The following is a 13,276-nucleotide window of genomic DNA, read 5'->3' on the forward strand; positions in this document are numbered from 1 at the left end:
CGGTGGTCGGACTGCGGTGTCGCTACTTGACGGTGAGCTGAAGATTCAGCGTCCCGTCGGGGCTGGTGGTCTCGAGGGCCTGGGTGATGAGGCTGCCGATGTCGAGCGGCCGCACCGCATTCGTCGCGAGCGGGATCAGCGGTTGCAGCAGCGGGATCATCGTCGCCAGGTCCGGTCCGATGGCATTGATCCGTTCGGCCAGCTGACGCAGGAACGGGACGAGTCCGACAGTCTCCGGGGTGTCGATGACGTAATCGGCTGGGACGTCGCCTTTTCGGATGACCCGCGCGATCGCCGCCGCCACCTCGCTGACCCGGGGCCCGAAGGCGGCCCACGGTCCGGAGGCATCGGTCAGCGCGGGCCCCGACCACGCCATATCGTTCGCGTTGGCCTGGAACGCGATGAGCATCTCGCGGATGACATCGGAGCGGGCCAGCAGTGTCGCGGCCAGCAGGTCGGTCGCGCGGGACAGTTGCGGGACGATCTTCTCGGTGCCCGCCAGCCCCTGGGTGAAGGTCTGGATGATGGCGGCCATCGCCTGCGGATCCAATTGGCCGAGTAGCCGGGTCGCGGTCTGCGCTACCTCCGGGATCGAGAGCGGCATAGTGACCTTGGCGGCGTCCACGATCTGTCCGTCGCGCAGGTATGGTCCGTCACCGCCGACGGGGCGGAAGTCGAGATACGGTTCGCCGAGTCCGGACAGCGTTTCGATGCGGGCCATGCTCGAGCTCGGTATTCGGTAGCTGTCGTCGATGCGGAACTGCACCGAGACCGCGGTCCCGGTGTGTGACACCGAGGTCACCGTGCCGACCTCGATGCCGGACAGCAGCACCTTGGAGCGTGGCAGCAGACCGCCGGAATCGGTCAGCACCATGGTCGCCTCGGTGTACTCGTTCAGCCAGCCGACCCGCACCACCCCGAGGGACAGGTAGGTGCTGCCGACAATGAGGATCGCGGCGATAGCGCAAAGGGACGCCATCGAGCTGGGTTTGATCGAGGAGAGCTTCACCGGACCGCTCCGATCATCCGCAGCGTGGCGACGATCCGGTCGACCTGGTCGTCGGTGGACACGGGGCTTGCCACACCGGTCTCCGCTCCGATGCGGGTCAGGTTCACCGTCGGCCCGCGTTCGACAAACGGGATGACCTTGTCGCGCAGCAAGGACACCAGCCGATGCAGGTTGGCGGGCGCGGACACGTCGAGTGGGTTGGCGGCCAACAGCATCGGTACGAAGGCCTCGGCCGCGGCGTCACCCGCCTGCAGGAAGGGGCCGAGCCATGCCACCGCGTGCCCGACGATGCCGAGGGCGCCGACAACGCCGAGCGTCAGCACCAGGGAATTCGCGAAGGTCGGGATGTCACGCGCGCCGCGTTCGGACAGCAGGGCGTCGAGCTCTTCCCTGTTGTCCAGCACCGCCATCAGATCCTGCTGGATGGCGTCGAGGAATCGGCCGACACTGTCCAGATTGTCGGCCACGTCCTGGGTATCACGGCCGAGTGTCTCGAATATCCGGGCCGTTTCGGCTGGTCGCTCCGGCAGCACGGCATTGGTCCGGTTGATGATCTCCTGCACGCTGTGCAGCGCACCGCCGCCGATGAAGGTCGACATGCCCGCCATCAGGTCCTCGATCTGCAGTGCGGGGCGGGTCTGCGGTAGCGCAATCGTGCCGCTTGGCGGCAGGGTCTCGGCGAAATCTGCCGGGGGAGTGGTGAGTCCGATGTAGATGTCACCGAGGATGGTGTTCTGCCGCAGCTGCGCGGTGGTGGTGGTCGGCAGCCGCACCGACTCGGCGATCTCGACGATCGCGTCGATGCGTCCGGGATGCTGCGTCGAAGGGTCGACGACGGTCACAGTGCTCAGTGTGCCGATCTGCGCGCCATTGGCCACCACCTTGGCGTGCTTGGGCAGGTTCAGTGCGTTCGCGAACTCGATCCGGACCTGATAGGTCGGACCTGACACGGATGCGCCCGGCACCGGCACCGACGAGGGGTCGAAACCGCAGCCGCTGGCCAGCATCCCCGCCGCGAGTGCGACGGCAAGCGAGGAACCGGTGCGCCGCACCACTGTCGGCCTTCTCATCGGGCACCCACCGATCCGAGCACGATTGCGGCCAGGTCGACGCCATTGAGGCCGTTGTCCGATGTCCTGCATCGGCCGGGTGTCACCGCGTCGACCGCAGCGCAGATCCGATCGGCATCCGCTTGTGGCAGTGCGCCTTTCGGTGCGGCATAGGTGAGTCGGACCTTGCCGGTCTCCGGGTCGATCGCGCGCTGGAATACGCCGACCAGGGCCGGAATCATATCGATGACCTGTTTCAGGGTTCCGACGCCTGCGCCGAGCAGCCGCAGGTATGGGGCCAGATCATCGATGCCGCCGAGTATTTCGCGGCCGTACTTGCGGGCGATGTCGTTGAACATCGGAAAGTCGACCAGGAGCGAGTCGACGATCTGGATGACCTGTTGCCAGACTTCGTTCACGAAGGCGATGCCGGGCCCGGCATTCAGCAGCGTCGTCTTGATGTCCGGCCAATTGACCGAGATGCTGACCGAGAGTTCGCCGAGCGCGTCGAGCAGCGCACCGATATGGCCGATGCCGGCGTCCGGTGCGCGCAGTGCGGTGCCGAGATCATTGATCAGGGTATTCATCGCCTGCCCTGTCCCGGAGGTGGCGCGCTGGAAGGCGGCGACACCGTCATGGATCCGGCTGCGCTCCGCGGGGTCGCCGGTGCCGCCGAGCTGGTCGGCCAAGGCCGAGAAGGCCGACAGCGTCTCGGTCATGCTCTTCGGTGTGAATGTCCTCGTCACACAGGTATTTCGGTTCCACTCGGGTGCGCCGGGCTCGCCGACCACCGCGAGATTGCGATCGGCGACGAGGGTGTCGGCCACCGTCGTCGCGGTGACCTGCCCGGTCAACGGGTGATCGGCGTCGACCTCGAATTCGACACGGACGCCGGCACCGTCGGGCGCGAGCGCCGTCACGGTGCCGACCGGCATGCCGAGCATGGTCACGTGGTTGCCTGAGTAGAGGCCGACAGCATCGGGCAGGATCGCGCAGTAGCCGAGGGTCTTGTCGAGCGGACGAAAAGCGGTGAAATAGCCTGCGACGGAAAGGATTGCGACGAGAAGGCCGCCGATCAAGGTGACGAAACCCGGCGAGGCGAGCATGCGCTGCACGATCAGCACCCCTTTCCCGGCACCGGAACGCAGACGGCCGGTGCGGATATCGTGTCCGCCGACTGGTCGACGACAATGCCGTCCCGCGGGGTCACCGCGGTCTGCAACCGGTCGCGGGCGGTGCGCACGGTGCCGAGGGCGCCGTCGAGTTTCCCGACGAGCTCACGCAACGCGGGCAGCGTCGCCGTGAGCATGTCGACCATCGGCTGGAGTTGTTCGCGCCAGGACGGTTCCAGTGCCGCGATCCTGGATAACAGCTCAGCGGCGATCCGCAACGCTTCGGTGATCTCCGCCTTTTTGTCGAGGCCCTGCACCTCGAGCAGGCCGATCTTGCGGACGAACTGTCCGACCAGCGCCATGTTGCCGTTGATCGCGGTCAGGAACTCGTCGGTCACGATCAGCGCCCGCGACACCTCGGCGTTCTGCTTGTCGAGGATGGTCACGAACGACTGCATGGCGGCGCCCATCCGGCGCAGCCCGTCGGGGCTCCGGTCGAGGGAGGTCTGCACTGCGGCCATGTTCTCGCGCAACGTGCCGCCGTTCACCTCGGCCACCGGCTTCGCGGCATCCTGCAGTGTCCGAACCAGGCTGTAGGGCAACGTGACCCGGTCTTGGGGTATCGGCTTGTCGCCAAGGGGTGTCGTCCCTGCGGGGAATATGGCGACGTAGTGGCCGCCGACCACGGTGAGCATCCGGATCTCCATAGTGGTTGCGTCCCCGACGAAGACATCCCGGTTCACGGTGAACGTCATCCGCACCCGGTCCGGCTCCAGCTCCAGCGCGGAAACCCGGCCGACCGAAATCCCCGCTACCCGTACCTGGTTGCCCACCCGGATCGACTGTGCCTCCGACAGGTACGCGGTGTAGGTGCTCTTTCCGAGCGGTAGCACATAGAGGACGGCGGTCGCGGCGAGCGCGATGACGATGAGAATTGCGCCGATCACCCCGAGGCGCAGTTCGCGGCGATTCTTGGTGGCTTCGTGCCGGTCGTGGCCACGACGTACGGGCAGCCCCGTGGTCAGTTCTTGCATATCGCGATCCTTTGCCCGGCGATCAGCACCGCGACCACGGACGGCACCTCGGCATTGCCCTTCGAGCACGTGAGATCAACATGGACCGCGGACCCGTCGGCGGGAACCAGCGCCGACAGCGACTGCAACAGGCCGGGTAGCTTGCCGAGCTGGTCCAACGCGGTGTCCGGATCCGGAAACAGCAGGCGCAGGTCGCGTTCGAGATGGGGGTTGGCCGTCTCGGTGAAACCCAGGGTGTTCAGCAGGCTGTTGAGCGGGCCCAGCGCCGACGGTGCGACGCTCGCGAAGTCGATCAGGCCGTCGAGCTTCTCCTGGAAAGCGGTGAACACGTCGGTCAACCCACGCAGCAGGGTGATCAGATGCGGTGACTTGCCGCCGATCCTGGTGGAGATCGACTCGAGGTTCGCCACGATGGTGGAGATCACCGTCTGCCGATCGGTCACGTAGGCGCTGAGCTTTTCGATCGCGTCGAGCGCTGGCCCGACCCCCGAACCATTGCCCTCGATCACCGCGAGCATGCTCTCGGTGAACTGGTTGAGCGCACCGGGAGAGAACTCCTGCAGGACCGGTTGCAGTCCATTGAACAGCTGGGTGATGTCGAAGGATCCGATGGTGCGGTCGGTGCCGATGATGGCGGCCGACGCCTGCTTCGGGGTCGGATGCTCGGGCTGGCGGATGTCGATGTAGCGCTGTCCGGTCAGCGACTGGTACCGGATGGCGAGGAAACTCGCGTCGTAGAGGGGCCGGTCGCGGTGCACCGTGAACTCGACCCGCGCGCGGCCATGCACCAGCGAGATTTCCGCGACCTTGCCGACCGCGACCCCGAACATGCGGACATCGTCGCCGGTCTTCAAGCCGCTGGCATCGGTGAAATCGGCCCGGTAGCTGTCGGTATCGCCGCCGATGGGCCGAATGATGGCCGCCGCGATCATGGCGAGCAGGGTGATCATCGCCGCGGTGAACAGGCCGAGCTTCCATGCGATCGAAATGGTCGACGCCGGTGTCATCGCGTCCCTCCCGGCGCGGCGAATCCGGCCTGGCCGAGCAGCGGCACCGCGAGTCCGGGGACGCTGCGCAGGGTGACCGATGCGTTGAGGGTCGGGCCGTTCGGGGTGTCGGCGAATATTCGGTCGAGTCGTTCGAGCAGTTCGGTGAGTTCGGCGTGCGACCGTGCCGGGTCCGTCACCGTCGCGGCGATGGCGGTGACGAGGGGCGCGAGCATATCCGCGTAGCCCGAGAAGTGTTGTCTGGCGACATCTCCGATGGCGCCGATGTCCGGGAACGCGTCGTCGACGAGCATGCCGATGGCCGCGTCGTATTTTTGCCGGTCGCTCTGGAACACCTCGATGTCCAGCACGGCTTTCAGGAGTGTGAAAGTGGCCGAGGTGAACGACCCCAATCCGTCGTAGAACCTCGCGAATTGGTCGATCAGGAACGAGGAAGGGTACCGCTGGGTGTCGGCGACCGTCCGGCCCAGCATGACGACGGCGTCCACTAGGGGAGCGAAGGCCTTCAGGTCACCGCTGAATGTCCGGAGCACCTCGGCGAATTCGGGAGTGAAGACCTCGGTGGAGGTCTCGGTGAGTGCCCGCAGCAGTCGGCCCATGGTCGCGTCGGCCACTCGGTGCGCGTTGGCACCCGCCAGATCGATCACCGCTCCCGGCCGCAGCGGCGCGCCGCCCTCGGCTCGTTTCAGTGAGACGGTGCTGATGCCGAAGAGATTCTGCGGTGCGTAGTCGACCTCGAGATCCTCGGTGAGACCAGCCGTTTGGGATCGGTCCAGATCCAGGGTGATCAGCTGGCGGCCCACGCCGACGCCCGCGATGTCGGTGATCTTGCCGACGTTCACGCCGTCCAGGCGCACCGAGGTGCCTTCGATGATGCCTTCGCCGATGTGCTCGGTACGTAGGTGGATTTGCATGCGCGTGCTGTCGGGGGCGTTGTGGTGCCCAGTCCAAGCCAGCGCCGCCGCGACGGTCGAGGTCAACGCGGCCGCACCGAGCGCCCGAGAACCGCGCCGCCCCATGGTGACACCGGGCAATCCGAAATTCGGCATTCGGCTCACCCTGGGAATTCGATCGAGGAATTGACGCCCCACAGCAGCAGGGTCAGCAACATATCCAGCGCGATGATCGCGACGAAGCTCGCGCGCACCGCTCGGCCCGAGGCGATACCGACACCCTCCGGGCCGCCGGAGGCGAAAAACCCGTAGTAGCAATGGATCAGGATGACCGCGACGCCGAATACCAGAATCTTGATCACCGCCGCGAGCACGTCGTAGCCGCTGGTGAACTGGAAGAAATAGTGGTCGTAGACCCCACCCGCCTGACCGTGCAGCAATACCACCACTGTGTCGCAGGCCAGGTAGCTCAGAATCAGGGCGATGAGGAAGGTCGGAACGATCGCGATCGCGCCTGCGATGACCCGGGTGGTCACCACGAACGGAATCGAGCGCAGCCCAAGGGATTCGATCGCATCGATCTCCTCCGAGATCCGCATGGAGCCGATCTCGGCGGTCATCCGGCAGCCGGCCTGGGCGGCGAACCCGACCGCGGCCGCAATCGGCGCCAGCTCACGGGTATTCGCGAACGCGGACACCACACCGGTGACCGGGCCGAGGCCGATCAGATCGAGTGTGGTGAACGACTGGATGCCGACACCGGCGCCCATCGCGATACCGAGCACCACCAGCATCGGCACCGTACCGCCACCGACGATGACCGAGCCGCGCCCCCACGTCATATCGGTGATGGTGCGCATTGTCTCGGCGCGATAGCGGCGTAGCGTCAGTGGAATCGCGGCCAGCGCCTGCACTACGAAGCCGAGCGCGAACCCGGCATTCTCCAAGGGCGTCAACATCCGGCCGCGGTTGCGCACGAGGCGGCTGGCCGATCGAAAGCCGTTGGGTACGTAGGGAGTAGCTGTCATCACGCCACCCGCAGCGGCAGGAACATGGCGACGACCTGGGTGATCACCAAGTTGACCACGATGATCGATGCCACCGACAGCACAACGGCCGCATTGACGCCGTCGGCGACGCCGCGTGGTCCGCCTCTGGCCTCCAGACCGCGTTGGCAGGCGACGATGACGACGATGAACCCGAAAAGCATCGATTTCAGCAGCGAAATCCACACGTCGGTGAGCACGGTGAAGGAACCGAAGGTCGCCCAGTAGCTGCCAGGGGTGACGTTCTGCGCGCCGATCGCGACCGCGTAACCGGCGACGATGCCGACGAAGATGATAAGGATGTTCAGCAGCGGCGCGACGAACAGCATCGCCGAGACACGCGGAATCACCAGTCGGTGTACGGGATTGATGCCCATCGTGCGCAACGCATCGATCTCCTCGCGGACCGTGCGCGCGCCGAGATCGGCGGCAATCGCCGAGGCGCCCGCGCCGCCGAGCAACAGGCCCGTTGCGATCGGGGCGCCCTGCTGGATCACTCCGAGGCCACCAGCCGCACCGATCAGCGAGTCGGCGCCCAGTTGATGAATCAGATTGCCCACCTGCACGGAAACCACGACACCGAACGGCACCGCCATCAGTACGGCGGGGATCGCGGTGACGGTGACCAGATACCAAGCCTGACGCAGCATTTCGGGCCACTGGAACCGCCGCGCGATGATGTCGGAGACCGCGCCCCGCGTCGACTCCAGTCCGAGATCTACCACCCGCCCGAACGTCCGCAGACTCGACAGTGTCGTGTCGGTGACATTCTTATGGGCGATCAGTGCCGCCGTCGGTCCGCCCTTGATCGCCCTCGGCGCTTCGGATTCCATCGATAGTCCTCCATCGCCCCCACCGCCGACAGCAGCCGCGGCTATCCGGAGGCCTTCCCCAACGCTAGGTTTCGCGGGCGACAGTGCCCACGTTGTCACGCGTCACAGTGTCGGCGGTTTCCGACAGCTCGTATCAGAGCGATCACCGACGACTGTGAGCGTGCTCACGACGTATCCCCGGATGTGATCGATGCCATGCACTGTTCGCGACGACGCTAACACTGCGGAGCAGCGAAAACAACGGTATCAATTTCGCCCTCGCACTGGGGTGCAACCGGGAAATTCGATGATCGTCCGCGTCGTCGGAAGATCTCGGATGTCGTTGTGGTGCTACACCGATCGCGCCGAACTCTCGGTGCCGGAACGCCGGAACCGGGCAAACATGCCGCGTACACTGGCGCGACGGTCCACTGGCCACGATCGCGAGGCAACGGCAACCGACGACACGGAGTGAGCTGATGACAACCCGACGCGAGGGCATCCTCGACGCGGCACGGGGACTCATCGTGCGTGCGGGGTACGCGAGCGCGAGCATGCACGCCGTCGCGCGCGCGGCAGGCGTCACCCGGCCCGCCCTCTATGCCGAGTTCGGTGACCGCGACGAGTTGTTCGCGGCGCTGTTGGCTCGTGAGGAGGAGCGGGTGCTGGCCATGGCGGCCGCCGCGACGCCGGAACTTGCCGAAGACGCCGATCTGTCGACGATCGACATGGCCGTCCTCGGAGCGGACGCCGTCGACATCTTCCTCGATCAGGTGCTCGCCGCACCGGAAACCTGGCAGTTCGTCCTGATGCCGGGCGACGGCCTGCCGCCCGCGATGCATGAGCGGGTCACGCAGGGGCGCAATGCGATTCGGGGGCGCAGCGAGCTGCTGTTCGCAGTGGTCGCGGCACTGGCCGATCGGGAACTCGACACCGAGATGATGAGTCATGCCTCCATCAGCGTGAGCGAGACCGCGGCTCGGATCATCGTGTCCGAGGGCGGCCGCGACAAGCGCGCGGCGTTGTCCAAGACCATGCGCTGGATGGCACGTCGGATGGTCGCGGGCACCCGGATCGAGAAGGGATAGTGCGGTGGCACAAGTGAAGCGGGGGGCCGTCACGCCGGCCCGGCGGCGCTACGCCAAGCGCCTGCAACCCGCCGATCGACGTGAACAGCTGCTCGACGCCGCGCTGCATATCGTGGCCGAGAGCGGATTCGCCGATGTCAGTATCGCGGCGGTGGCGGAGCGGGGTGGGGTGACCCGGCCGGTGGTGTACGACTCGTTCGGCAGCCGCGACGAACTGCTCGCCGATCTGGTCGAGCGGGAGACCACCCGGATGCGCGAGGCCGTCCTGCGGGCGATGTCGGAGGTCGACGGCTCGATCGAGTCGGGCGCCGACCCCCGGGATGTGCTGGCGGCGGCGCTCGTTCGCTTCCTCGCCGAAGTGCGTGCCATGCCGGAGACCTGGCGGCTGGTCTACTTCCCCCTCAGCGGCGTGCCATCGACCCTGCGGGAACGCGTCGAGCAGGCGCACGACGAACCGCGGGGCCCGCTGCATCGAGTGCTCGGCGCCTGGCTGACCGGGCGGCCGGACGCCGACGAGGTCGACCTCGATGTGCTGGTGCAGCTCATCCAAGGATTGATCCAGACCGCGGCGCGGCTTGTTCTCGACGAACCCGATCGGTTCGACGTCGACCGGATTCTCGCGCCGTTCGAATTGGTGCTCTTTCAGGAGTCCTGACGCCGAATCAGTCGTTCTGACCGGCTGCCGCCCAGTCATCGCGGGCACCATGGTGTTTTCAAACTGACAGCAGTGCACCGGTGTCGAATGTTGGCCGTAGTCCTGCGATGAGTTTCTCGGGCCTGCGCCAAGTCGTGAGGTCACGGAGTCGCTGCGGACACCTCGGCTCGCGGCTGCGCGGTGGCGGCCGTGACGAGTTGCCGAAAATGTTCGACGACTTGATCGTGATATGCCCGGATCAGGGTGTCGACCATGTCGATCGCCGCGTCCTCGATCGTGGCTTCCGACTGCCACAGCGCGAGAAGTTGCCGGGCGACCCGCACATGACCTTCCGGTTCCAGCGGTTCGTAGAAGGCCGCACCCGCTTCGGGCGTGGCGATGAGGATGTCGCCGACGGAATTGAACAGGTTGAGAAACGCGCTCTGTCCGACGGCGGCGAAGCCGACGCGCAACACGTGCAGCTCGGCCTCCATGATCTCGCTGACCCCTGCCCGCCCGGCGCTGACGAGCAGCTCGAACCGGTCCACCGCGCGCGCCAGTCCGGTCAGGTCATAGTGGCGCGGGTCCGCGGCCACCGTGCGGATGGTCTGCATGAGCAAGAGGTGATCGACATCAATGATGTCGGCGAAGATCTTGGCGGCGCGCTCGGGCAGCTGCCTGGAGTGCCGGAAGATGTAGTGCGCGGTATCGATCCCGCCGTAGAGGTAGATGTCCCGAACGATATTGCCGAGTCCGCGGCGGGCCTCCACGAACCCGAGGGCGGCCAGCCTGCCGAGCGCGCTGTTCGCGGTCGGTGTGCTGATCCCGAACTCTGCGGCCACCTGGCGCACCGATGGCAGCAGCTCGCCGGGTTGGTAGACGCCCGCGGCGATCCGATAGGCGAGCTCGTCGGTGATCTCGTCGACGATCGTCGGGTTCTTCACGCTGGGATTCTCCCAGGTCCCCACGGCAACGGGCGCCGGAAGGACGACCCGCGGCAGGCCGTGCGACCTCGACGGCGTGGTGGCCGACGGATTACGCACCGGCCTTGGAATCGGCGGGCCGCCGAGCGCCGCCACCGCCCGACGTCGATTGCGGTGTCTCGTACCGGTAATCGTCCAGTGGAAACTTCCGGTTGCCCCGGCGCGCCTCGAAGAATCCCGACGGCCGCACGTAGGTGGTGTCACCGTGAGAATTCCGGTAGTAGGTCGGCACATGCCCGTTCAGGTCGGTGAGGTAGTACCGCAGCGATTCGCCCTGTCGGTAGATCGCACGGTGGTAGGCATCGGCCGCCTCCTTGCGGACCTCCACCACCGTGGCCTGCCGGGCGCCCGCCTCGGTGATGGCGCGCACCGCGTGGTCGGCGGTCATTTCGACGAAGGCGTGCCAGCCGCTGCCGGTCCACGAATAGGGGCCGCACAGCGTCCACCGGTTCGGCAGCCCGGGCACCGGCACGCTCTGATACGCCTGCAGACCTTCCTCGTTGTAGAACCTCGCGAGGTCGAAGCCATCGCGGCCCACCACCGTTCCCGGTCGGTAGGTCTCCGGATCGGAGAACACCTCGTAGCCGGTGGCGAGCACGATCACATCGAATTCGTGCAGCGTGCCGTCGCGGGTCCGGATGCCCGTTGCGGTGATCGCGTCGATCGGGTCGGTCACCAGGTCGACATTGTCTCGGTTGTAGGCCTTCAGGTAGCTGTTGGACATCGTCGGCCGCTTGGCCAGGACGCCGAAGTCGGGTGTCAGTCCCGCGCGGGTGACGGGATCCTTCACGACCCGGTTCAAGTACTTCCGGTAACCGGCGATACAGGCGGAGTCGAACCTGTCCATCACGGGGCGCGCAAGGCCCGTCGGCGCTGAGACGACCCCGCGCAGCACCAGATCGACCACGACGAGCGCGCTTCCGTGCAGCCCCGCCTGCAGTCCGGGAATGCCGAGCAGGCGTTGTACCGCGGCGGGTACTTGGAAATCAGGCTTGGGCACCGACCACACCGGGGTGCGCTGGAAGACCTCCAACCGGGCCACCTCGGGTGCGATGGCCGGAATGATCTGCACCGCGCTGGCTCCGGTGCCGATCACACCGACCCGCTTTCCGGTGAGGTCGTATTCGTCGTCCCAGTCGGCGGGGCGCTGGATCTTGCCCTCGAACGACTGCTGGCCCGGGATGCCCGCGTCTTCCTTGGGCCGGACGAACGCGCCGACGGCACTGATCACGAAACGTGCGGTGACAACGGAACCGTCGTCGGTGTGCAGCTTCCAGTAGTTGCCTGCGTCGTCCCACTCCTCGCGTGCGACGTTGGTGTGGAATCGCACGTGCGGGTAGAGCCCGAACCGCCGCGCGACCTCGGCGTGGTAGGCCTTCACCTCTGCACCGAGCGGAAAGAAACGGCTCCAGCGCGCATTGCGGGCGAACGAGTACTGATAGGCGATGGCGGGGATGTCGACACCGATGCCCGGGTAGTGGTTCTCATGCCAACTGCCACCGACATCGTCGGCGCGTTCGAGGATGACGAAGTTGTCGATGCCTGCCTTGCGCAGTTTGACGCCTGCCGCGATGCCGCCAGGACCGGCCCCGATCACCGCCACCTCGAATTCCGGTGGCGTTGCTTCCTCGACCGCCATGGTTCCTCCAGATCCGCGTCGATACTGTTGTTCACACTGTATAACACAGTTGATTCTTCCGTCTGAGACAAGATCTCGGACAATCTCCGGCGAGTCCGCGCACGCCCTCGTGCCGATTGCGCGATGCGGGGACGTCGTTCCGTGCGCTGGTCGACGAGGTGCGGCAGATGATGGCGGGGGCACTGCGCACCGACACCGGCATGACCACCGAGCGGATCGCGGCGCGACTCGGCTCCGTCCAATCGGCGTCCTTCATTCGGGCGTTCCGGCGGTACGGAGGCTGCCCGCCGCAGGAAGTTCGGCCGCGCGGCTCGGGATCGTGAGCATCGGCGGTCGCTGTATCGAGTCGACCTCTCCGCGAGCATCGTTCTGGACGAGTGCATCCACTTCACCGACGACACACAGAGAGATGGCGGAAACCTGCTCGCCTCGACCTATGGACCGCGACCGGCACAGGGTGGGGTCGGTGGGCACACTGCGTGATAGGGCGGTTGCAGACAGAGCCGAACGGAACCGCGCCGCCGGCTATTCGAATCGGTGCAGGCGCAGTTCAATGTCGGTATCAATCCGAGGCCCTCGATCGTTGTCATGGAGGTAAAGCGGTGACAGCGATGCGTCCGCAGCCAGGAACTCGGCCCCCGGCGGCCATTCATGCCGGAAAACCCCCGGTAATCAGGCGATTTGCATATTCGCCAAAGCGTCACGTAATGTTCTCCAAGTCAGAGCGACACGGACACCGACCCGGAGCCGAGAAGCGCAGCGGAAACGCTGAGCTGAGGCGAGGGAAACGAGGTAGTACGAGGAGCGCCTGACCACCTGGCTCGACAGAGACCCCGATTTGGTTCGGGTTCAAAGCTGAGCTAAGCTTGAAAAAGTGCCTCACCGATCAATCAGAGTAAATCTGCGCGATGGTGTGTGCGTGTGTTCTTTGAGAACTCAATAGTGTGTCGATGAATGTCAGTGCCAATTA

General features: G+C 66.0%; 13 protein-coding genes. 3 read left to right on the top strand and 10 right to left on the bottom strand.

Annotated elements, in window-relative coordinates; translation table 11 throughout:
* Positions 1-22 precede the first annotated feature (22 nt).
* Genes ACFU4Z_RS30920 through ACFU4Z_RS30955 form a run of 8 tightly spaced genes read right to left on the bottom strand, consistent with a single transcriptional unit; the run spans position 23 to position 7,983 of the window.
* Entirely contained in the window at positions 23-1,009 is a 987-nt protein-coding gene (locus ACFU4Z_RS30920; RefSeq protein WP_379070020.1) for an MlaD family protein, read from the bottom strand.
* The gene (locus ACFU4Z_RS30925; protein WP_379070023.1) at positions 1,006-2,079 is read right to left on the bottom strand and encodes an MlaD family protein; all 1,074 of its coding nucleotides are present in this window, start codon (positions 2,077-2,079) and stop codon (positions 1,006-1,008) included. The genes ACFU4Z_RS30920 and ACFU4Z_RS30925 overlap by 4 nt, the downstream gene beginning before the upstream one ends.
* Positions 2,076-3,164: an MlaD family protein gene (locus ACFU4Z_RS30930; protein ID WP_379070099.1), complete on the bottom strand. Its 1,089-nt coding sequence runs from the start codon at positions 3,162-3,164 to the stop codon at positions 2,076-2,078. The genes ACFU4Z_RS30925 and ACFU4Z_RS30930 overlap by 4 nt, the downstream gene beginning before the upstream one ends.
* Before the next feature lie 11 nt (positions 3,165-3,175).
* Entirely contained in the window at positions 3,176-4,204 is a 1,029-nt protein-coding gene (locus tag ACFU4Z_RS30935) for an MlaD family protein (RefSeq protein WP_379070027.1), read from the bottom strand.
* A complete protein-coding gene (locus tag ACFU4Z_RS30940) occupies positions 4,192-5,211 on the bottom strand; it encodes an MlaD family protein (RefSeq protein WP_379070030.1) in 1,020 nt (339 codons plus the stop codon). Before ACFU4Z_RS30940 ends, ACFU4Z_RS30935 begins: the two co-directional genes overlap by 13 nt.
* On the bottom strand, positions 5,208-6,260 hold the full coding sequence (locus tag ACFU4Z_RS30945) for an MlaD family protein (protein WP_379070033.1): 1,053 nt from the start codon (positions 6,258-6,260) through the stop codon (positions 5,208-5,210). The genes ACFU4Z_RS30940 and ACFU4Z_RS30945 overlap by 4 nt, the downstream gene beginning before the upstream one ends.
* Positions 6,261-6,265: 5 nt before the next feature.
* Positions 6,266-7,132: an ABC transporter permease gene (locus ACFU4Z_RS30950; RefSeq protein ID WP_379070036.1), complete on the bottom strand. Its 867-nt coding sequence runs from the start codon at positions 7,130-7,132 to the stop codon at positions 6,266-6,268.
* Positions 7,132-7,983 carry an MlaE family ABC transporter permease gene (locus tag ACFU4Z_RS30955; protein ID WP_379070039.1) on the bottom strand — a complete coding sequence of 284 codons (852 nt, stop codon included), beginning with the start codon at positions 7,981-7,983 and terminating at the stop codon, positions 7,132-7,134. The genes ACFU4Z_RS30950 and ACFU4Z_RS30955 overlap by 1 nt, the downstream gene beginning before the upstream one ends.
* Positions 7,984-8,441: 458 nt before the next feature.
* Here ACFU4Z_RS30955 and ACFU4Z_RS30960 point away from each other — a divergent pair, with 458 nt between their 5' ends.
* Complete coding sequence (locus ACFU4Z_RS30960) at positions 8,442-9,050, top strand: TetR/AcrR family transcriptional regulator (RefSeq protein ID WP_379070043.1); 609 nt, start codon at positions 8,442-8,444, stop codon at positions 9,048-9,050.
* Positions 9,051-9,054: 4 nt separating this feature from the next.
* Positions 9,055-9,705 (top strand): TetR/AcrR family transcriptional regulator, encoded by a 651-nt coding sequence (locus tag ACFU4Z_RS30965; protein WP_379070046.1) that lies wholly within the window; start codon positions 9,055-9,057, stop codon positions 9,703-9,705.
* 140 nt (positions 9,706-9,845) lie between these two features.
* Here the strand turns inward: ACFU4Z_RS30965 and ACFU4Z_RS30970 are convergent, their stop codons facing one another.
* On the bottom strand, positions 9,846-10,628 hold the full coding sequence (locus ACFU4Z_RS30970) for a GntR family transcriptional regulator (RefSeq protein ID WP_379070049.1): 783 nt from the start codon (positions 10,626-10,628) through the stop codon (positions 9,846-9,848).
* Positions 10,629-10,719: 91 nt separating this feature from the next.
* Positions 10,720-12,306 carry a flavin-containing monooxygenase gene (locus tag ACFU4Z_RS30975; protein WP_379070052.1) on the bottom strand — a complete coding sequence of 529 codons (1,587 nt, stop codon included), beginning with the start codon at positions 12,304-12,306 and terminating at the stop codon, positions 10,720-10,722.
* Between the two features lie 62 nt (positions 12,307-12,368).
* Between ACFU4Z_RS30975 and ACFU4Z_RS30980 the strand changes: the two genes are divergently transcribed.
* The gene (locus tag ACFU4Z_RS30980) at positions 12,369-12,629 is read left to right on the top strand and encodes a helix-turn-helix domain-containing protein (protein ID WP_379070102.1); all 261 of its coding nucleotides are present in this window, start codon (positions 12,369-12,371) and stop codon (positions 12,627-12,629) included.
* The last annotated feature ends 647 nt before the right edge of the window (positions 12,630-13,276 follow it).

This window comes from Nocardia sp. NPDC057440, from assembly GCF_042802915.1.
Classification (GTDB): domain Bacteria; phylum Actinomycetota; class Actinomycetes; order Mycobacteriales; family Mycobacteriaceae; genus Nocardia.

What these genes read in the sequence shown, in the direction of transcription:
- ACFU4Z_RS30925 (WP_379070023.1), bottom strand. Translation starts at nt 2,079, where the DNA reads ATGAGAAGGCCGACAGTGGTGCGGCGCACCGGTTCCTCGCTTGCCGTC.
- ACFU4Z_RS30930 (WP_379070099.1), bottom strand. Translation starts at nt 3,164, where the DNA reads ATGCTCGCCTCGCCGGGTTTCGTCACCTTGATCGGCGGCCTTCTCGTC.
- ACFU4Z_RS30935 (WP_379070027.1), bottom strand. Translation starts at nt 4,204, where the DNA reads ATGCAAGAACTGACCACGGGGCTGCCCGTACGTCGTGGCCACGACCGG.
- ACFU4Z_RS30940 (WP_379070030.1), bottom strand. Translation starts at nt 5,211, where the DNA reads ATGACACCGGCGTCGACCATTTCGATCGCATGGAAGCTCGGCCTGTTC.
- ACFU4Z_RS30945 (WP_379070033.1), bottom strand. Translation starts at nt 6,260, where the DNA reads ATGCCGAATTTCGGATTGCCCGGTGTCACCATGGGGCGGCGCGGTTCT.
- ACFU4Z_RS30950 (WP_379070036.1), bottom strand. Translation starts at nt 7,132, where the DNA reads ATGACAGCTACTCCCTACGTACCCAACGGCTTTCGATCGGCCAGCCGC.
- ACFU4Z_RS30955 (WP_379070039.1), bottom strand. Translation starts at nt 7,983, where the DNA reads ATGGAATCCGAAGCGCCGAGGGCGATCAAGGGCGGACCGACGGCGGCA.
- ACFU4Z_RS30960 (WP_379070043.1), top strand. Translation starts at nt 8,442, where the DNA reads ATGACAACCCGACGCGAGGGCATCCTCGACGCGGCACGGGGACTCATC.
- ACFU4Z_RS30975 (WP_379070052.1), bottom strand. Translation starts at nt 12,306, where the DNA reads ATGGCGGTCGAGGAAGCAACGCCACCGGAATTCGAGGTGGCGGTGATC.